This window comes from Ligilactobacillus sp. UO.C109 (assembly GCF_026847815.1).
GTDB classification, from domain to species: Bacteria; Bacillota; Bacilli; order Lactobacillales; family Lactobacillaceae; genus Ligilactobacillus; species Ligilactobacillus salivarius.
The window spans coordinates 327431-346664 of record NZ_JAPSFH010000006.1 but is presented as its reverse complement, the minus strand read 5'-3'; the positions used below and the strand labels follow the sequence as shown (position 1 = coordinate 346664).

The window sequence follows — 19234 nt, the reverse complement described above, 5'->3', positions numbered from 1 at the left end:
TAAAAGAAGGTGAGAATGATGACAGTACAAGCTGTAAATGGAATAGCTTTAGCACAAAAACAATGGAAAAATAAACTGGATGATAAACAAAGTTTAGAAATATTAATTGTAAATTTAATGCCAACTAAGGAAACAACAGAATTACAATTTTTAAAGTTATTGGAAAAAACAAAAATTAATTGTAGAGTGACTTTTGCATATCCTGATAGTCATCATTTTCATCATGGTAATAGTGAGATTATAAAGAAACATTATCTGCCCTTAAGCAAGGTTTTACAGCAAAACTTTGATGGACTAATAGTTACGGGGGCACCAGTAGAACATCTGGATTTCACAGAAGTAGATTATTGGGATGATTTTCAAAAGTTGGTTGAATGGAGTAGACAAACAAAAATTTATACGATTTTTGAATGTTGGGCTAGTCAAGCAGCTTTGAAAGTAAAATTTGATATTGATAAGTCACCTTTAGTTTCTAAATTATTTGGAGTTTATCAAGCAGAAAAAATAAACATGAATAGTTCCTTTTTATTAGGTTTTGGAAGTGGGGGACCAATTCGAATGCCACAGTCTCGACATACTAAATTAATCTTACCGGCAAAATTACCTGATGAGTTGCAGGTATTAGCTAAGAGTCAGGAAGTAGAAGCGTTTTTATTAGCGACTACAGATCAAAAGAATTTGTTTATTACTGGTCATCCAGAATATGATACAAGAACGTTAGATAGAGAATATCGACGGGATTCAGAAAAGGGAAAACCAATTAGTAAACCTAATAATTACTATCGAAATAATCAGATAGTTAATCAGTGGGTTCAAAGTAGTGTCAAACTATATACGAACTGGTTAAACCTAATTCATACAACTTAGAAAAGAGGAATAATTATGACAATTCAAGATCAAACAAAAGCAACAGATAGATTCGAAACTTTACAAGTACATGCTGGACAAACAATTGATGAGACAGGATCAAGAGCAGTGCCTATTTACCAAACAACATCGTATGTTTTTAAGAATGCACAGGAAGCAGCGGATAGATTTGCATTGAGAGATGCAGGAAATATTTATACTAGGTTAACAAATCCTACCACTGATGTGGTTGATAAAAGAGTGGCAGCGTTGGAAAAAGGAAGTGCAGGTATAACATTAGCAACTGGATCAGCAGCTATTACATATGCGATATTGAATATTGCAGGACAAGGTGATGAAATTGTTGCTGCTAGCACACTTTATGGTGGTACTTATAACTTATTTAGTATTACTTTAAAACGATTAGGGATTAAAACAAATTTCGTAAATCCTGATAATCCTGCAAACTTTGAAGCAGCAATTAATGATAAGACTAAGGCAATTTATGTAGAGAGTATTGGAAATCCCGGAATTAATTTAGTTGATTTTGAAGAGATTGGGAAAATCGCTCATAAATACGGTATTCTCTTTATTGTTGATAATACTTTTGGAACACCATACTTAGTACGCCCACTTGAACATGGAGCAGATATTGTCGTACATTCTGCTACAAAATTTATTGGTGGTCATGGAACAACCATGGGTGGAGTAATTGTTGAAAAGGGAGATTTTGATTATGAAGCTAGTGGACGTTATCCAGACTGCACAGAACCTAATCAACAATATGAAGGGTTGAAATTTGCAGATATCAAAGGCGCAGCTTTCACTACTAAGGTACGAGCTGAAATTGGTCGAGATACTGGTGCTACAATTAGTCCTTTCAACTCATTTTTACTATTACAAGGTTTAGAAACATTATCCTTACGAGTAGAACGTCATGTTGAAAATACAAGAAAACTAATCTCATTCTTGAAGTCTCGCCCAGAAGTAGCATGGATCAATTATCCAGAGTTAGAGGACAGCCCATACTATAATTTGGCACAGAAATATTTCCCTAAGGGTGTAGGCTCAATCTTTACCTTAGGGTTAAAAGGTGGTAAAGAAGATGGTAAGAAATTAATTGAAAATTTACGACTATTTTCTCTATTAGCAAATGTTGCGGATGCTAAATCTTTAATTATTCATCCAGCTTCAACAACACATGCACAATTAAGTGACGAAGAATTGAAAGCAGCTGGAGTAACACCAGAATTGTTAAGAATTTCAGTTGGAATTGAAAATGCAGATGATTTAATTGATGACTTCGCTCAAGCTTTGGATAAATTGAAAGATTAAAAATATAAGTTATAAAAAATACTGGTAATCATGCAATTACCAGTATTTTTTTATGATTAATCGATGACTAACAGTGATTTAATAGTCTTACGATCTGCCATATCTTTATAAGCTTGATTAATTTCACCAAGACTATAACTATGAGTAAAAACTTTTCCAGGATTGATTTGTCCATCAAGTACAGCTTTAAGTAAAACCTTTTTATCATAAGTTGTAACAGAAGCAGGACCACCAGCTAGAGTAACGTTACGATAGAATGTAGTAGCAGGGTTCATATCTTTTCCGTGAGGTAGACCAACTCTACCAATAAAACCACCAGGACGGACAACACCTATAGCTTGTTCAGTAGATGCTTGAGCGCCTACACATTCGAGAACAGCATCAGCACCAGTTCCACCAGTTAGAGCAATAACTTTAGAAATACCTTCTGCTCCACGTTCAGCAACAATATCAGTAGCACCGAATTCCAAAGCTAAATCTTGACGATCCTTATGACGACTCATCATAATAATTTGAGATGCACCTAACATTTTAGCTGCAATAACAGCACATTGACCAACAGCTCCATCACCGACAACAACTACTTTATCTCCAGGCTTAACATGAGCTGTTCGAGCAGCATGATAACCAGTAGCCATAACGTCAGATAGAGTAAGTAATGATTTCAACATTCCTTCACTATAATCTTCGGGTTTACCAGGAACTTTAACTAAAGCCCATTGAGCATATGCAAAACGAATATATTGAGATTGGAAACCAACGCTAAAATTATCTTCATGATCTTGACATACACCATCAAAACCTGCTAAACAAGCTGCACAATGACCGCATCCATGTGTAAATGGAACAATCACAAAATCTCCAGGTTTTACAGTTGTTACATCAGAGCCTACTTCTTCAATAATGCCTAATGCTTCATGACCACTATTAACGGAATGTGTTTCTTTACTGTCTAATCCAGAATAAGCCCATAGATCAGAGCCACAAACACATGCACGAATAACGCGGATAATAGCATCACCACTATCTTGAATTGTAGGTTTGCTAATTTCTTCTAAACTGACTTTACCCTTATTTTCAAAAACTGCACTTTTCATTGAAGACACCTCATTTTTTAAATCTATTCTACAGTTAAATTCTAAACCTTTGAGTTAACTCCAAGGCAAGAAAAAGTTACTTTAATTTTGGTAAATGTTGATTAAGAAAGTCGTAGAAAAGTTTATTTTCTTTAGAATAGTGCTTTTTATTTAATCTGGCTAAAAACAAATTAAATGATGCAGGATTTTTAATTCGTTTAATAATAATGTTATCAGTAGAGGAAAATGTTGGGACTAGCGATGGCATTAAAGTAATTACAAAATTGCGTTGAATAGCATCTGTTAGATATTGCCATGAAGATGATGTGTATGCAAAATGAGGCTCTAGTCCACGTATTCTAAATTGTTCCATTACTTTAAAGTAGGTCTGGTATTTGTCTGATAAAGAGACAAGCGGATATTCAGCTAGATCTTCCCAAGTTAGTATTGCCTTTGAAGTAAGAGGATGTCCTAGGGGAAGAAAGGCCACAATCTCATCTTCAGCAACTAAACGCACATCAGCTAAATCAGGTGGTAATTCAAAAGGATTAACTAGTAAAGCAAAATCAAATTTTTTTTGTAAGAAATCATGTAGGATATTTACACCACCATCCTCAATAATTTCAATGTGGATATTAGGATGTGTACTTTCAAAATCAATGAAGAGGCCAGGAAATAAAATTTGTGGGGTACTAGCAATAGCTCCAAATTTAATAAGCGAAGGTTCAGTTCCAAGTTGACGCAATTCATTTTCTAATTCTTCGTATTTCTCTAGAATATCTAACATTATGGCATAGAGAATTTTACCTTGTTGACTTAGTCCAACTAAGCGATGCTTATCTCTTGTAAAAATATGCACATGATATTCGCTTTCAATTAAATTTATTGATTTACTGAGAGCGGGTTGACTGATATGTATTTTATGAGCCGCTGCAGTAACATTGAAGTCATTTTCAACAATGGCTTGGATATATTTAATATGATTAATTTCAAAACTCATAACGTATTCTCCAATATAACAGTGATAGTCATTAAAATTTTTATGATTAACTAAATTTTTAATCATAACCTAAAGTTATAATAACATGATTAATAGAAATTAGAAAACGATTACTTTTATACCTATAGTATTTTATAATTATATATGTGAAATATATAACTTGATAAATCCTATAAGGAGGAATTTTAGATGGTTAAAGTAAATAATTGGAATGCTGAGTATGATGTAGTTGTTTTAGGGTTTGGTGGAGCTGGAGCCACAGCAGCTAGATTTGCCGCAGATGAAGGAGCAAAAGTTTTATTAGTTGATGCTGCTCCTGAAGGCAATGAAGGTGGTAACACTCGTTATTCTGCTCAAATGATCAGTGCAAGTGATGACTTTGAAGCTGAAAAGAAATATTTCGCAGCTCTAACAGACCCGATGACACTGGACCAAGAAATAGCAGATACTTATGTTGAAGGTATGGCAAATATGGCTAAATATCTGAAAGAACATTTAGGTGTGGAACCTTATCAATATAAGCGCGATTATTGGAATAATCCTAAATTCGCAGCATTGAGGAAAGCTATTATTGATAATACAGTGGAATATCCAGAATTTGAAGGTAGTGAACATCATGATATTTTATCAGTTAGTTTGGGATTCTTTGATGGTGCTTTGTGGAAGATGCTAAGACAAAATGTAGTTGATCGTTCAGATAAGATCGATGTATGGTTTAGTTCACCAGCTCGTCATTTAATTCAAGATCCTGCAACAAAAACTGTAATAGGGGTTCAAATTGAACGTGATCATGTATTGAGAAATATCAAAGCCAATAATGGTGTAGTTATGGCTACTGGTGGTTTCGAAAATAACCCAGAAATGTTAGAAGATTACTTAGGTGCATCCAAGTTAGTGCCACTAGGAACCTTATATAATAAGGGCGACGGAATTAAGATGGCAACTGAAGTCGGTGCTAGTTTATGGCACATGAATAACTATGAATCTTTAGGAATGCTCCATGGACTAGCATTTACAGTTCCAACAGGTAAACGTGGTAAATTAATTTTGGGAGATTGGAAAGCTATTTATGACGGCAGTGTCTTCCTTGCAGGAGATGATGGTACACGCTATTATCCTGAAGATATGACTAATAGACATGGCCATGTTTATAGTCATGGTTATTGGAAAGTTCCACAAAATAATCATCATCCACATATTATTTTTGATAAAAAACAATACGAAAAATTTGCAGATAAAGAGACAAGTATCTACCCACAAGCACTAGATATGGTGATTGAAGCTAACACACTAGAAGAATTAGCTAAAAAGATAGGTGCTGTACCAGAAAAATTGCAAGAACAAGTGGCAGAGTTTAACTTCTTTGCAACTGAAAGAAAGGATTATGCATTCCACCGTAATTCAGAAACGATGCAAGCATTTGATGCTGAGGGTCCATACTATGCCTTATCAGTATCACAAACAGTTTTAAATACACAAGGTGGGCCACGCCGTAATGCACGTGCTGAAATTTTGTCCAATGATGGTACACCTATTCCACATCTTTATGGAGCCGGAGAACTCGGTGGTATTTCTGCTGGACGTTATCAAGCTGGAGAAAACATTGCTGAATGCTTAATTTTTGGTAAAATTGCAGGCTTAAATGCAGCTCGTGTTAAAGAAGAAGTTTTTGAACATACAACAGAAGAAATGGACGCTGTATCTTCAGCATCTCAAACTGAAAAAAAGGTCAATTTAGGTAGTGACTTAGATGTTAAAGAAACTTATATGGTAGGTGCAAACCAATATTTAGGAAGAAGTAATGCTGGTGTAGGTAACGAAGTTGTAGTTAGAATTACAGTAGATGATGATAAAAAATTAAAAGATATTGAGATTCTAAAACAAAGTGAAACTGGAATTGGAGCCCAAGCAATTGAGAGTATGCCAAAAGAAATGATTAGTAAGAATACTTACGATGTTGATAGCATTTCAGGAGCATCAGCAACAAGCAGGGCTTTAAAAGAAGCTGTAAAAGATGCGATGAATAAAATTTAATTGAAAAAATTGAAGTCCAAAAAATAGTGAAGTAATACGATTTTTTTGGACTTTTTTATTAGATTAAGATAATAAAAAAATGAATAAACGTAGTTGACAGATTATAAAAAAGTGTTAATATGATGACAACGAATAGAGAGATTAATAGCAATGACGAGGACAGTAGTAAATTTTTACGCTTAAAGAGAGTTTTCGGTTGGTGTAAGAAAACAGTATGGAAGTTTACGAATATCACCTTAGAGCTGAAAATGCGAAGAGTGTTTTTAGGTTGTACCCTTTAACGTACTAGCGTATCGCTTAGAGAAGTCTAAGCCGCACGTGAAAAGAGATGTTGATTAATTTTTGTTGATCAATAAAAATAGGTGGTACCGCGGAAACGCCCTATAGAAGTTTAATTACTTCTATAGGGCGTTTTTAATTGCTTAATAATTTTTCTCAATAAAATTATGAGGTGAATTACTAATGAGACAAGGAACAAAACTTTTAGAACTAGATAATGGATACCATCTATTTACTCGAAAGGAAGGGGAAAGTCCCGTTAAGATGTTATGCGTACATGGTGGCCCTGGAGGAAATCATGAAGAATTTGAAAACTTTGCTCAAAATTTAAATGATAAAGGTGTAGAAGTTTATACCTACGATCAATTAGGTTCGTTTTATTCAGATCAGCCAGACTTTTCTTTGGAAGAAAATAAACATTATTTAACGCTTGATTATTATTTGGAAGAACTAGAAGAAGTTAGAAAAAAATTGGGATTAGATAATTTTTATTTAGTTGGTCATTCATGGGGCGGACTTCTAGCACAAGAATATGCTTTAAAATACGGAGAACATTTAAAAGGCTTAGTTGTTTTTAGTATGATTGACAATATTGAAGAATATACAGCTCATATCAACAAGTTAAGAGAAGAAATGTTTAATAGTTTAGAAGTTCAATATATGAAAGATGTTGAAGAAGCTGAAAATTTTGATGATCCAATGTATCAAGAATTGTTGAAAAAGCTCTATGCTAAATATGTTACTAGACATCCAAAAGTTTCACATATGGTCAATACAATGGCAACAGATGTATACAATTATTTCCAGGGAAATAATGAATTTGTGATGGTAGGAACTTTGAATGGTTGGAGTGTACGAGATAAGTTAGCAAATGTAAAAGTACCTACTTTATTGACATTTGGTGAATTTGACACAATGCCATTAGATGTAGCTAGAAGAATGCAAGATACTTTACCAAACTCTAGATTGGTATTAACTCCGGACGGTGGACATTGCCACAATGAAGATAATCCAGAAGCATTCTTCAAGAGCTTATACAAGTTTGTATCAGAAGTAGAAGACGGAACATTTGGAAAAGAATAGTGACGATTAAGGGAGAAGATGAGAATATGAAATTCAAGAAAGTATTGCGATTAGTTCCAGTTGTTTTAGCAGGCACATTCTTACTAGCATCGTGTTCAGGAAAGAATAGTTCAAAGGACACATTAAAGTTAATGCAAACAGCTGAAATTCAATCGTTGGATAACTCTAATGTAGCAACTTTGCCTCAATGGAATGTGCTGGTTCAGTCAATGGAAGGTCTATATAGAATGGACAAAAATGGTAAGCCAGTAGCAGCGATGGCTACAAAAGTTGTAAAACCAACTAACAATGGAAAGACTTATACCTTCCATATCAGAAAAGATGCTAAGTGGTCTGATGGTTCTAAAGTTACAGCTCAAGATTTTGTAACTTCATGGAGAAGATCAGCAAGTCCATCAGCTAAATCAGGATATAACTACATATTTACTGGAATCAAAAATGCTACTAAAGTTTCAAGTGGTGAATTGCCAGCTTCTGACTTAGGTGTAAAAGCATTAAATGACACTACACTTCAAGTTAAGTTAGAGTATCCAATGCCTTACTTTAGTCAAATGATGGTAATGCCAGCTTTCTTCCCACAAAGTACAAAATACGTTAATAAAGAAGGAAAAAGATATGGTACTTCAAGTACAAGATTAGTATATAACGGACCATTTAAGGTAACAGGTTGGACCGGTACTAATGAAAGTTGGGATTTAACACGTAATAAGTACTACTATGATAAGAAAGATGTTCATCTGAAGAAAATCTCTATGCAAGTAGTTAAAGATTCAAATACTGCTCACCAATTGTTCCAAGATAATAAGTTAGATGATGCATTAGTTACAGGAACTACAGCTCAAGGTTTGCAAAAAGATAAAGATCTGAAGCATGTATATAGAGCAGGAACATATTATTTAAGACTAAATCTACAAAATAATAAAGCTTTCCAAAATCAAAAATTAAGACAAGCTTTGTATCTAGTTTTAAATAGAAAACAATTAGCTAATAAAGTACTAAGTGATGGATCAACAGCAGGAGATACTTATGTTGCTCCTAGATTAGCTAAAGATCCTACTACAAACAAAGACTTTGCAACAGAAATGAAGCCTTCTACAACTTATGATTTGAAAAAAGGTCAAGAATTATGGAATGAAGGTTTGAAGGAACTTAATAAGAAGAAAGTAACATTGACACTTGTTACAGATGATCAAACAATTTCTAAGAATGTAGGTCAATTTGTTCAATCACAAGTTGAAACAAAATTAAAAGGTGCAGAAGTGGATGTAGTATCTGTCCCTGCCAAGAGTGCTAGTGATAAAGTAAGCAACGGTAATTTTGATATGAATTATACTTTGTGGTTAGCTGATTTTGCAGATCCAATCAGTGATTTCGATGTATTATCTAAGACTAATCCACAAAATTATGGTAAATATGCTAGTGAATACTACAACAAGCAATTGGAATTAGCTAAGCAAAATGGTACTGATACTAATAAGTATTGGGAAAATATGAGAAACATGCAAAAACAATTAAATGATGACATGCCAGTAGTACCATTGTATACAATGACAGAAAGTCACTTAGTAAATAGCAACTTAAAGGGTGTTATGTGGCATTCAGTAGGTGAAACAGACTACACAAGAGCATACTTCGGTAAGTAATAAATAAAGATTGAGATTTAGATCTCTAAACTAAAATAATCGCTAAAGATTAACGTTTTAATTACGTAATCTTTAGCGATTATTATTTTGTGTATTATATTTTATTGATATAAAGCTGTAGAAAGATAACGTTCACCATTGTCAGGAGCGACAGTAATAACTTTCTTACCCTTACCTAATTTTTTAGCCAATTCAATGGCACCATGAATGTTAGCACCGGCAGAGATACCAGGTAGGAAACCTTCCTTTTTAGCAACTTCACGTGCAGTTTCAAATGCTTCATCGCTTGAAACTTCTACAACATCATCATAAATTTCACGATCTAAAGTATCAGGGATAAAGCCAGCAGAGATACCTTGAATTTTGTGTGCACCTTTTTTACCTTCTTTGAGTAGTGGAGATTCAGAAGGTTCAAGAGCATATACTTTTACATCAGAAGAAGCCTTCTTTAGAGCACGACCGATTCCAGTTAGAGTACCACCAGTACCTACACCAGCAACAAAAGCGTCTGGTAAATTATCGCTACCAAAAGCAGCAACAATTTCTTTACCAGTTGTAAGTTCATGAATTTCAGGGTTAGCTAAGTTCTTAAATTGCATAGGCATGAAGTAACCCTTAGTTTGAACTAATTCTTCAGCTTTAGCAATGGAGCCTGCCATACCTTCAGATCCTGGTGTGAGAATAAGTTCAGTGCCATAAGCACGCATTAATTTTTTACGTTCATCACTCATAGTTTCAGGCATAGTAATAATTAAATGATAGCCTTTAGCAGAAGCTACTGCAGATAAACCAACACCAGTATTACCAGAAGTTGGTTCAACAATAGTATCACCTGGTTTTAAAATGCCATCTTTTTCAGCTTTTTCAATCATTGCTAAAGCAATTCGATCTTTAACTGAACCTGCAGGATTAAAGAATTCAAGTTTTACATAAACATCAGCAGCATCTTCAGGTACAACATGATTTAATTTCACGATAGGTGTATTTCCAATAGTATCTAAGATAGAATTATAAATTTTTGACATAGGGAGTCCTCCTTTAATGATTAGTTATTGTAGTAATCCAATTTTTAAAGAATTTTTTTTGTGTATTTTCCCAAGTAAATTGGGGTTGGCTCATATTATTATCATCCTTAAAGTATCCTGTTGGTTTTGCCAAGCCAACAGCATCACCTCCTCGAGCATTTAATTCGCGGTGATATTCCTTTATAAAGGCATTAGGACCGTATTCTAGGTGTGAGAATAAGAAGTGTTGAGGCTTATTTTTTGCAGACACTAAGAATAAATGTCCGGTTGATGAATAAGCATTAATAATTAAGTCTTTAGATGAAAGAATGTCATCTTTATTCATTTCAGCGTAACGTGCATGCGGTGCCAAGAAACCACTAGTTAAACCCTTAAGTAAATTACTTTGGTTAGTAACTTTTTGTGGATAAATACCAAAAAGTTTAGCATCTAACATTTCTTTATGAATACCGTAGAAGTAATTAAGAGCAACCATACCACCCCAGCAAACATAGAGTTGAGAGATATTTTGCTTTTCTAAAGCATCCATTAGTCCCTGTAATTCATCAAGATAAGTAATATCTGAAAATGGTAATTTTTCTAAGGGCGCACCTGTAATGATGAAAGCATCCATCTGACGAATTAATTTTAAATCTAATGGTTGAGATATTTTAGCCACTAATTCTGGAACTTCACGATTCTTATAATGGTTAACAGGATAGAAATAAGTTATTTCTAAATTTTCACCTGTATCTCTTAAGACTCTAGAAAATCTTTTTTGAGTATCTTCTTTGTCATGCATAAGATTTAAAATTCCAATTTTCAATGGTTGCCGCGACATTCTTACCACTTCTTTCTACACTAAAATTTTAACTTACTTTATCGGTTATGTATTTAAAACAATAAAAGGCACAGAACAAAGATAAGATTGTCCTGTGCCTTGATATCTACCAAAAGAATACATGCATACTAAATGGTGGATGGCATAGGGCACAATCCACAACAACAAATATCTGTTTTTACTTGATATTTATTAGACATTTAGTATTACCTCCGACAAATAAGTTACTTGAATTATAACTTACGAAAAGTTAGCTGTCAATTGTTACGCTTACACACTAGCTTCACTAGTCATTGAATTATTATAAGGGATAACTGTAATGTAGTTAAAAATCATATTAGTATAAGAAGGATCATCGTAAAAATCAGTTATTTTACCATCTAGGGATGAAAGATTGTCTGTAATAATTCCATCAGTATTTAACCATAAAACTCTATTCATCTCACTATCAGTATTGACGGTCCAAGCATACACTTTTTGTTGGTTAAAAAGAGCTTCGATAATAAAAGAATCAGTTAATGTAGATTGCTCCATACTATATGCATTGGCAGGGGTCTGAGGATAAGTGAAGTTGTAAGGTAAGATATAACTTACAAATACTTCTGGAGCTTTAGACTTAATTTGTCTGACAACATTATAGTCTAAAGAATGAACTTCATGATGATATTTTAAAATATCTTTTTGGTATTTTTTTAAAAAGATATCAATCATATTTTTTGAATCATGTGGAGTAGTTTTGATCTCGATTAATAACTTCTGGTGATGCTTATTGGCATAGGCTAGATAATCATCAAAACTAACTACATGAGCTGAGTGACCATTTTCGTGAGCTATTAATTTTGTAATTTGAGCTAAAGTTAATTGGTAAGGAGCTTTATTAACACCTGTAAGATTTTTTAAGTTTTCGTCATGCATAACAACGAATTGATGATCTTTGGTTTCGTGAATGTCCATTTCAATAAAATCAGGATGTTCTTTAATGGTTGCAGCCATAGCAGGTATTGTATTTTGAACACCATTCCCATCATCAACACCTCGATGTGAAATGCGAAGTGGTGGAGTATCGTTGTTATGTAAATAAAAATAGTTATTAGTTAAAGATAGTAGAGTGATAAAGCTAATTAGGACAATAGTAGTAACTCTAATTTTTTTCTTACGTTGATTAATGCGATTAGTATGGTAAAAAGTAGGATGTCCTTTAAATACTTCAGTTGGTAAAGTCATTTGAAGTAAAAGAAAACTAACAAGTGTAGCAATAAAAGTACTAAAAATTTGTATAATTGCTAGCATGATAATAGCCATAATTAAGTCAAAGGGTTTGGGAAATTTATCAAAACCAGCTTGAAGAAATATAATTAGTAAATATCCAACTGCAGAAATGATGCCAAAATAAATAGAAATAACAAGCATTCTGCGAAGGTTCGCAAGATTTTGGTGTCGAGTTAGACTAAAACTTTTAGACACAGCTTCGCGAGTATGATAATTTTGAATAATCATTAAAGGAAGAGTATATAGTAATCTAAGTCCTAGGTAAAAAATAATTAGGTAAGCAATTGCTAATAATAGAGCAAATTGCCATTTAGTTAACAAAAAATCAATAATAAATGCTGGAATTTTTGCCTTATTTAATAAAGGTGTTTTAAAAATTAAATTAGCAAAGGGCATGATAAGGACAAAATATCCAATGAAGAATAGAATACTTGTTGGTCGGAGTTGAATTAAACGTTCCCAAGAAGTAAACCAAACTTCTTTAAGTGAAAAATTATCCCTAGAAATATTAGTAATACCTGTTAGTAAAAATGTAAATTGGAAGAAAATTACACCAACTATTAGAACTAGCTCTAAAATGAGAGCCAATGATCCAACAGGGTGATGAGTGATAATTTCTAAAATATTAGTATATGAAACATATGGAATATGACTCAACTTTAAAATCCAACTAGTTAAAAACGTAAAAATGGGGATAACAATTGCCTCAATAAACAAATTAATCCCTAAAAAGAAAAACAAGTAGCTTCCCCAACTACGTTTGAAAACATTGATATAGTGATCGATAAATTGCAAATCTGAACGAATTTGTTGCAAAATAAGCGCCTCCCTTAAATATATTTTCTACGGTCTAATTATAACATAGTGAATTTTCTGACCATAAAAATAAGCAAATGAAAGGCTATGGTCATTTGCTTAAAAGAGATAAGATTTAATATTTAGGGGAATTCTTTATTAAAAGGTCTGCAACAGAGAAGCCAGACATAGGGTTTTGACCCGTAATAAATTGTCCATCTTGAACTGCAAAACTAGCAAAAGGTCTTTTTTGAACAAATTTAGCTCCGGCTTTCTTAGCTTGGTTTTCAGTTAAAAATGGTACTTTAAGTAATTTGCCACTGAGAATTTCTTCAAAGTTAGTAAAGCCAGTGATCTTCTTGTTATTGATCAAATAATTACCTTGATCATCTTTAATTGTAACGAGTCCAGCTAATCCGTGGCAGATTGACATAATGAAGCCACCTTGCTTAAAGATGCTATTAGTTATAGAGCTAAGGGCTGGTTGATTAGGAAAATCCCATAATACTCCATGACCTCCAGTATAGTAAATTGCAAAATAGTCTTGAGGATCAAGATCAGAAACTTTTAAACTGTGTTTTAAAGCGCGATTTTGAAAATCATTAGAATAATAAATTTCATCAATCTCTTTAGAACGATAAGTACTTTTTAAACTACGAGGATCTAGAGGAACTTCTCCACCATTAACACTGGCATAATCAACTTGATAGCCATGTTCTTGCACTTTATAGACAAATTCAGCAGCTTCAGCTAACCACAAACCTGTCTTATCTTTACTATTACCATAGTATCTGGTGTTAGTTAGAATAATTAATATCTTTTTCATTAATTGTTGCCCTCCAAGTTGATTTCTTGAATCAAAGAGATGATATCTTGTGATAATTTGGAAAGATCATGCCATTGTTGAGTATTAGTTTCCAAATAATAGAAATTCTTAGTACCTTCTTTTCTCATGCCGACAATCCCAACTTGTTTCAGTAGTTTTAAATGGTGTGAAACAGCAGGTCGAGAAAGGTGTGTCTTTTCTGTAATCTCTCCAACGCGGACACCACCTTTGGACTTGCAAGGAAGAGAAAAGAGAGTATAGATGAGATGTTGTCGATTTTGATCGCCTAATACTTCGAATAGTTGAGATAGATTTTCAAAACTGAGCTTGATTTGTTCCATTTTTTCTTCTTTAGTCATAATAAAAGTCCTTCCTACATCTTATTCGTTAATCAAATTAAACCATTCAACAATCATATTTTCAAGGAAAATAGATATTGAGAAAGAAAATCGAGACGAAAGAATAAGCAGACTAAGAATATTAATTATTTGGAAGATCTTATTGTTTAACTAAAATAATTAAGTATGGAGAATAAAGATTTACGTTTTTTAAGATAGCTTCAAAAATGGTATTATTTAAATTAGTGAGGTAATGATTATGAAGAAATTTGTGTTAGCACCAGATTCTTTTAAAGAAAGCATGACGGCTAAAGAAGTATGCGTTGCTATGGAAAAAGGTGTAAAAAAGGTTTTTAGCGATGCAGAAATTATACATGTACCAATGGCAGATGGTGGAGAAGGTACAGTGGAATCTTTAGTTGATGCTACAAATGGTCATAAAGAGTATATTGAAGTTCAAGGACCTTTACCTGAACAGAAAGTAAAGGCGTATTATGGAATTTTAGGTGATGAGAAGACAGCTGTAATCGAGATGGCTCAAGCAAGTGGATTAATGTTAGTAGAACCTAGATATAGAAATCCTCTGACAACTACTACTTATGGTACTGGAGAATTAATAAAAGCAGCACTAGATAAGGGAGTATCAACTGTTATTATAGGAATTGGTGGAAGCGCAACCGTTGATGGCGGTATAGGTATGGCCCAAGCCTTAGGGGTGAAATTTACTGATAAATATGGAAATAATATTGAGCCAACTGGTAGAGGTCTTACTAAGATTGATAAAATTTCAACGGAAAACATGGATAAACGAATCAAAAATGTAAACTTCATTATTGCTAGCGATGTAGAAAATACATTAACTGGTAAAAATGGTGCTGCAGCAGTATTTGGACCACAAAAAGGTGCAACTCAGGATGAAGTTGAATTATTGGATAAAGGATTATCACATTATGCCGAGATATTAAGAAAGGATCTAGATAAAGATGTAGAAGACATTGCAGGCAGTGGTGCTGCAGGAGGCTTAGGAGCTGGTTTAATAGCATTTTTAGATGCTAAGCTACAATCTGGTGTGGAAGTAGTAGCTAATACAGTTGAACTAGCAGAAAAAATATCTCAAGCAGACTATGTATTTACCGGTGAAGGCGGGATGGATTTTCAAACTAAATATGGAAAAACCCCATTTGGAGTAGCACAAGTTGCTAAAAAATATCAAAAACCGGTTTTTGCTGAAGCAGGATACTTAGGGGAAAGAATCGAGGAACTGTACGATATAGGAATATCTGCAATTTTTGGAATTGTAGATAAATCCGAAAGTATAGAAGAGTCTTTAGAAAAAGGTCCACAAAACGTAGAAAGAACAACTGAGAATATTGCCCGATTAATATCGAGTATCATAAATTAAAAAAATATACTGGCATAAGTAAAAAAACTTAGGTCAGTATATTTTATTTTATTGACAACTATAATTCTTAAGATTAATATATAGTTGTGATTACAAATGTAAATTAAAAAGGAGTGAGCCTATGATTACAAAAATTATTGTTTTAGTAATAGGGATTGCTTTAATCGGTTTTATTTCATGGTGGTTTTTTGGAAAACATGAAAAAGAGGCTGTTACAGCTGATGTTGCAGATAATGTTCAAGAAGTTACAGTTAAAGTTGACGGTGGTTATTCGCCAGAAACAGTGGTACTTAAAAAGGGAGTTCCAGCGGTAATTAATTTTTACCGTAAAGATCCTTCTAGTTGTTTGGAACAAGTTGTATTCTCTGACTTTGGTATTAGTAAAATGTTGCCAGAAAATGAAAACACTAAAATAGAAATTAATACCGATAAAGCAGGTGAATATGGTTTTGCTTGTGGCATGAATATGTTTCATGGAAAAGTAATTATTAAATAGAAAGTAGGAATCAATTATGAATAGAGTAGAAATAACAGTAGATGGTGGATACAAACCAAGTGAAGTTAAGGTTAAAGTTGGAGAACCAGTTAAATTAGTGTTTAATCGAATTAGCGATAAAGGATGTCTAGATCAATTAAATATCCCAGCTTTGAATGTTAAACAGCAAGATTTACCACTAAATGAACCACAAGAATTTGATTTAGATACGAGTAAAGCAGGTGAAATTGATTTTGCTTGTGGCATGAATATGTTTAAGGGTAAGGTAGTGATTGAGTAATGACGATTAGAGTAAGATTTTGGATTTCGTTAATATTTTCATTACCAATGTTTTTTGAAATGATACTAAAGCCATTTGGTTGGATGTTGCCAGGACATACCTATACAATGTTTATTTTAACAACAATTGTAATGGTAATTTCAGCAAGACCATTCCTTCATAGTGCATGGGCGGCTTTTAAAAATCATCATGCTAATATGGATACATTGGTAGCAATTGGAACAGCTACAGCTTATGTGTATAGTATTTATGCGATGTTTACAGGTCAAGATGTATTTTTTGAGAGTGCAGCTTTTGTTATAACATTCATCTTGTTAGGTCAAGTTTTTGAAGAAAAGATGAGAAACAATGCTAATAGTTCAGTTGAAAAATTATTAAACTTACAAGTTAAAGAAGCTGAAGTAATAGTAGATGGTAAGTCTCAAATGGTGCCATTAGATGATATAAAAGTAGGCGACATTATTCGTGTGAAACCTGGTCAAAAGATAGCTGTAGATGGAGAAATAATCGAAGGAAGTTCGACAGTAGATGAATCAATGATAACAGGTGAAAGTATGCCAGTAACGAAAAAAGTGGGCGATAAAGTTATTGGTTCAACGTTGAATAATACTGGAACTTTCCTTTTCAAAGCTGATAAAGTAGGTAAAGATACAATGTTAGCTCAGATTGTTGAAATGGTTAAAAAAGCTCAAAATAGTCATGCTCCAATTCAAAAAACAGCGGATAAGATTGCAAATATCTTTGTACCGGTAGTATTAATTATTGCTATTCTTACTTACCTGGTATGGTATGTATTTTTAGGAAATAGTAATGTTACTTCATTGTTATTTGCGGTATCAGTTGTTATTATTGCATGTCCATGTGCCTTGGGAATTGCAACTCCAACAGCTCTAATGGTAGGAACCGGACGTAGTGCAAAGATGGGAATTCTTATTAAAGACGGTGAAGTACTAGAAGCAACTGATAAAATTGATACAGTAGTCTTTGATAAAACAGGTACAATTACTGAAGGTAAGCCTAAAGTTACAGATATTATCGGTAATAAAGATGAAATATTACAAATTGCTGCTAGCTTAGAAAAAAATTCTGAGCATCCATTAGCCACTGCAATTATGGATAAAGCAGTAGAACAACAGATAAAATTATTTGAAGTAAATAATTTTACAGCAGTTGAAGGAAAAGGAATTACAGGTATAATTGATGAGCAACGAGTAGTCGTGGGAAACACTAAGCTTATTGAGGATTGGAATATATCTCAAAAACTTCAAGCACAAATGAAGAACTTACAATCTGATGCAAAGACAGTTGTAGTTGTAGGTAAAAATGATGAAGTCATAGGTTTAATTGCAATTCAAGACATTCCAAAGGCAACTTCAGCTAAGGCAATTAGTGATTTGAAAAAACGTGGGCTAAAAACAGTTATGTTAACGGGTGATAATCAACAAGTAGCAGAAGTTATTGCCAACGAAGTAGGAATTGATGAAGTGATAGCGGATGTTTTACCACAAGATAAGGCACATCATATTGAAATGCTGCAAGATCAGGGAAGAAATGTTGCTTTTGTCGGTGATGGAATTAATGATGCACCAGCTTTAACAACAGCTAATGTTGGGATTGCTATGGGAGCAGGAACAGATATTGCAATTGAATCTGGTGGCATTGTCTTAGTGAAAAATGACCTAGAAGACGTAGTCAAAGCTTTAATGATGAGTGAAAAGACTTTTAATCGCATTAAGTTAAATCTATTCTGGGCATTTATCTATAATGGCTTGGGAATTCCAGTGGCAGCAGGGATCTTTTCTGGCATTGGTTTAACTCTAAGTCCGGAATTAGCAGGATTAGCAATGGCATTTAGCTCTATATCCGTAATGATAAGTTCTTTGATGTTGAATAGGGTAAAAATTGCATAAAAATTAATGACTAGGGAATTTCTCTAGTCTTTTATTTTGTAAAATTTTATCAACTAAAGTAACCGCTTTAAAAAGTGATATAATAGAATCAATGAGTTTAAATTTAGGAAGTGATAAAATGGCAATAACAGTTTACATTGTACGCCATGGGCAAACATTATTGAATCGTTATAAGAAGATGCAAGGATGGGTAGACTCACCATTGACTGAAAAGGGAATTCAAGATGGTAAGCGAGCGGGTAAAATCCTAGAAAATATTAAGTTTGATAAAGCGTATAGTTCAGATACAATGCGAGCAATTCGTACTTGTGAGTATATTTTGAGTGAAAATAAGGTATCAGGTGATTTAAAAGAACCGCAAGCAATGATGGAGTTTCGTGAACAAAAGTATGGTTATTTTGAAGGTAGTGATTCACCACAAACATGGATGCTAATTGGTGCAGCGCATGGGGCAGGTTCATTTAAAGAGCTTGTAAATAAGTATCCTTTAGATGAGATTAAGGATTTTATGCATGAGACTGATCCATTTCATGAAAGTGAAGATAGTAAGACATACTGGAAGAGAATAGATTCAGGCTTTGACTATCTAAGAAAAAATCATAAAGATGGAGAAACTGTTTTATTGGTGTGTCATGGTAGTACAATTGCCAGTTTGGCTGACAAATATGGAGATAATATTAATGTTGGGGAAAACTATCCTCAGAATGGGTCAATTACTAAGTTAAAAGTAACAGAAAATGATATTGAAATTGAAGAATATAATAAAATAGATTAGAG

Annotated in this window: 17 protein-coding genes and 1 other annotated feature; of the genes, 10 read left to right on the top strand and 7 right to left on the bottom strand. The window is 33.5% G+C overall.

Features of this window, described 5'->3' with window-relative positions:
- The first annotated feature begins 15 nt into the window (after nt 1-15).
- Together OZJ21_RS03150 and OZJ21_RS03145 are read left to right on the top strand one after the other, a co-directional pair.
- Nucleotides 16-867 carry a homoserine O-acetyltransferase/O-succinyltransferase family protein gene (locus OZJ21_RS03150; protein ID WP_087249931.1) on the top strand — a complete coding sequence of 284 codons (852 nt, stop codon included), beginning with the start codon at nt 16-18 and terminating at the stop codon, nt 865-867.
- 15 nt (nt 868-882) lie between these two features.
- Nucleotides 883-2181, top strand: a complete 1299-nt coding sequence (locus OZJ21_RS03145) for an O-acetylhomoserine aminocarboxypropyltransferase/cysteine synthase family protein (RefSeq protein ID WP_003708878.1) — start codon at nt 883-885, stop codon at nt 2179-2181.
- Between the two features lie 56 nt (nt 2182-2237).
- Here the strand turns inward: OZJ21_RS03145 and OZJ21_RS03140 are convergent, their stop codons facing one another.
- Nucleotides 2238-3278, bottom strand: a complete 1041-nt coding sequence (locus OZJ21_RS03140; RefSeq protein ID WP_003708877.1) for a zinc-binding dehydrogenase — start codon at nt 3276-3278, stop codon at nt 2238-2240.
- Nucleotides 3279-3354: 76 nt separating this feature from the next.
- On the bottom strand, nt 3355-4257 hold the full coding sequence (locus OZJ21_RS03135; protein WP_113895961.1) for a LysR family transcriptional regulator: 903 nt from the start codon (nt 4255-4257) through the stop codon (nt 3355-3357).
- 189 nt (nt 4258-4446) lie between these two features.
- On the opposite strand from OZJ21_RS03135, the gene OZJ21_RS03130 reads away from it, so the two are divergent.
- From OZJ21_RS03130 to OZJ21_RS03120, 3 genes are all read left to right on the top strand, one after another.
- A complete protein-coding gene (locus tag OZJ21_RS03130; protein ID WP_160994034.1) occupies nt 4447-6291 on the top strand; it encodes an FAD-dependent oxidoreductase in 1845 nt (614 codons plus the stop codon).
- Nucleotides 6292-6432: 141 nt separating this feature from the next.
- Nucleotides 6433-6678, top strand: a binding site (T-box leader).
- Nucleotides 6679-6753: 75 nt separating this feature from the next.
- Complete coding sequence (locus tag OZJ21_RS03125; RefSeq protein ID WP_113895959.1) at nt 6754-7653, top strand: proline iminopeptidase-family hydrolase; 900 nt, start codon at nt 6754-6756, stop codon at nt 7651-7653.
- Between the two features lie 26 nt (nt 7654-7679).
- Nucleotides 7680-9296, top strand: a complete 1617-nt coding sequence (locus OZJ21_RS03120) for a peptide ABC transporter substrate-binding protein (protein WP_113895958.1) — start codon at nt 7680-7682, stop codon at nt 9294-9296.
- A 101-nt stretch (nt 9297-9397) separates the two neighbouring features.
- Here the strand turns inward: OZJ21_RS03120 and cysK are convergent, their stop codons facing one another.
- The 5 genes from cysK to OZJ21_RS03095 all read right to left on the bottom strand — a co-directional run bounded on the left by cysK (nt 9398) and on the right by OZJ21_RS03095 (nt 14390).
- Nucleotides 9398-10321, bottom strand: coding sequence for a cysteine synthase A (cysK, locus tag OZJ21_RS03115; RefSeq protein WP_003705607.1), 924 nt, complete (start codon nt 10319-10321; stop codon nt 9398-9400).
- 13 nt (nt 10322-10334) lie between these two features.
- Nucleotides 10335-11141, bottom strand: a complete 807-nt coding sequence (locus OZJ21_RS03110; protein ID WP_087448463.1) for a homoserine O-acetyltransferase/O-succinyltransferase family protein — start codon at nt 11139-11141, stop codon at nt 10335-10337.
- Between the two features lie 270 nt (nt 11142-11411).
- A complete protein-coding gene (locus tag OZJ21_RS03105) occupies nt 11412-13226 on the bottom strand; it encodes a glycerophosphodiester phosphodiesterase (protein WP_268857432.1) in 1815 nt (604 codons plus the stop codon).
- Between the two features lie 115 nt (nt 13227-13341).
- The gene (locus OZJ21_RS03100; RefSeq protein ID WP_098034406.1) at nt 13342-14031 is read right to left on the bottom strand and encodes a type 1 glutamine amidotransferase domain-containing protein; all 690 of its coding nucleotides are present in this window, start codon (nt 14029-14031) and stop codon (nt 13342-13344) included.
- Nucleotides 14031-14390 (bottom strand): ArsR/SmtB family transcription factor, encoded by a 360-nt coding sequence (locus OZJ21_RS03095; RefSeq protein ID WP_041822969.1) that lies wholly within the window; start codon nt 14388-14390, stop codon nt 14031-14033. The genes OZJ21_RS03100 and OZJ21_RS03095 overlap by 1 nt, the downstream gene beginning before the upstream one ends.
- Before the next feature lie 238 nt (nt 14391-14628).
- Between OZJ21_RS03095 and OZJ21_RS03090 the strand changes: the two genes are divergently transcribed.
- The 5 genes from OZJ21_RS03090 to OZJ21_RS03070 all read left to right on the top strand — a co-directional run bounded on the left by OZJ21_RS03090 (nt 14629) and on the right by OZJ21_RS03070 (nt 19232).
- Complete coding sequence (locus OZJ21_RS03090; RefSeq protein ID WP_095761302.1) at nt 14629-15771, top strand: glycerate kinase; 1143 nt, start codon at nt 14629-14631, stop codon at nt 15769-15771.
- A gap of 121 nt (nt 15772-15892) precedes the next feature.
- Complete coding sequence (locus tag OZJ21_RS03085; protein ID WP_003707451.1) at nt 15893-16267, top strand: cupredoxin domain-containing protein; 375 nt, start codon at nt 15893-15895, stop codon at nt 16265-16267.
- A 16-nt stretch (nt 16268-16283) separates the two neighbouring features.
- On the top strand, nt 16284-16547 hold the full coding sequence (locus OZJ21_RS03080) for a cupredoxin domain-containing protein (protein WP_095761301.1): 264 nt from the start codon (nt 16284-16286) through the stop codon (nt 16545-16547).
- Complete coding sequence (locus OZJ21_RS03075; protein ID WP_095761300.1) at nt 16547-18457, top strand: copper-translocating P-type ATPase; 1911 nt, start codon at nt 16547-16549, stop codon at nt 18455-18457. The genes OZJ21_RS03080 and OZJ21_RS03075 overlap by 1 nt, the downstream gene beginning before the upstream one ends.
- A 118-nt stretch (nt 18458-18575) precedes the next feature.
- Nucleotides 18576-19232 carry a histidine phosphatase family protein gene (locus OZJ21_RS03070; RefSeq protein WP_034984177.1) on the top strand — a complete coding sequence of 219 codons (657 nt, stop codon included), beginning with the start codon at nt 18576-18578 and terminating at the stop codon, nt 19230-19232.
- The last annotated feature ends 2 nt before the right edge of the window (nt 19233-19234 follow it).

Excerpts from the sequence above, each read along its gene's own strand:
- OZJ21_RS03150 (WP_087249931.1), top strand. The coding sequence starts at position 16 with ATGATGACAGTACAAGCTGTAAATGGAATAGCTTTAGCACAAAAACAA.
- OZJ21_RS03145 (WP_003708878.1), top strand. The coding sequence starts at position 883 with ATGACAATTCAAGATCAAACAAAAGCAACAGATAGATTCGAAACTTTA.
- OZJ21_RS03140 (WP_003708877.1), bottom strand. The coding sequence starts at position 3,278 with ATGAAAAGTGCAGTTTTTGAAAATAAGGGTAAAGTCAGTTTAGAAGAA.
- OZJ21_RS03135 (WP_113895961.1), bottom strand. The coding sequence starts at position 4,257 with ATGAGTTTTGAAATTAATCATATTAAATATATCCAAGCCATTGTTGAA.
- OZJ21_RS03130 (WP_160994034.1), top strand. The coding sequence starts at position 4,447 with ATGGTTAAAGTAAATAATTGGAATGCTGAGTATGATGTAGTTGTTTTA.
- OZJ21_RS03125 (WP_113895959.1), top strand. The coding sequence starts at position 6,754 with ATGAGACAAGGAACAAAACTTTTAGAACTAGATAATGGATACCATCTA.
- OZJ21_RS03120 (WP_113895958.1), top strand. The coding sequence starts at position 7,680 with ATGAAATTCAAGAAAGTATTGCGATTAGTTCCAGTTGTTTTAGCAGGC.
- cysK (WP_003705607.1), bottom strand. The coding sequence starts at position 10,321 with ATGTCAAAAATTTATAATTCTATCTTAGATACTATTGGAAATACACCT.
- OZJ21_RS03110 (WP_087448463.1), bottom strand. The coding sequence starts at position 11,141 with ATGTCGCGGCAACCATTGAAAATTGGAATTTTAAATCTTATGCATGAC.
- OZJ21_RS03100 (WP_098034406.1), bottom strand. The coding sequence starts at position 14,031 with ATGAAAAAGATATTAATTATTCTAACTAACACCAGATACTATGGTAAT.
- OZJ21_RS03095 (WP_041822969.1), bottom strand. The coding sequence starts at position 14,390 with ATGACTAAAGAAGAAAAAATGGAACAAATCAAGCTCAGTTTTGAAAAT.
- OZJ21_RS03090 (WP_095761302.1), top strand. The coding sequence starts at position 14,629 with ATGAAGAAATTTGTGTTAGCACCAGATTCTTTTAAAGAAAGCATGACG.
- OZJ21_RS03085 (WP_003707451.1), top strand. The coding sequence starts at position 15,893 with ATGATTACAAAAATTATTGTTTTAGTAATAGGGATTGCTTTAATCGGT.
- OZJ21_RS03080 (WP_095761301.1), top strand. The coding sequence starts at position 16,284 with ATGAATAGAGTAGAAATAACAGTAGATGGTGGATACAAACCAAGTGAA.
- OZJ21_RS03075 (WP_095761300.1), top strand. The coding sequence starts at position 16,547 with ATGACGATTAGAGTAAGATTTTGGATTTCGTTAATATTTTCATTACCA.
- OZJ21_RS03070 (WP_034984177.1), top strand. The coding sequence starts at position 18,576 with ATGGCAATAACAGTTTACATTGTACGCCATGGGCAAACATTATTGAAT.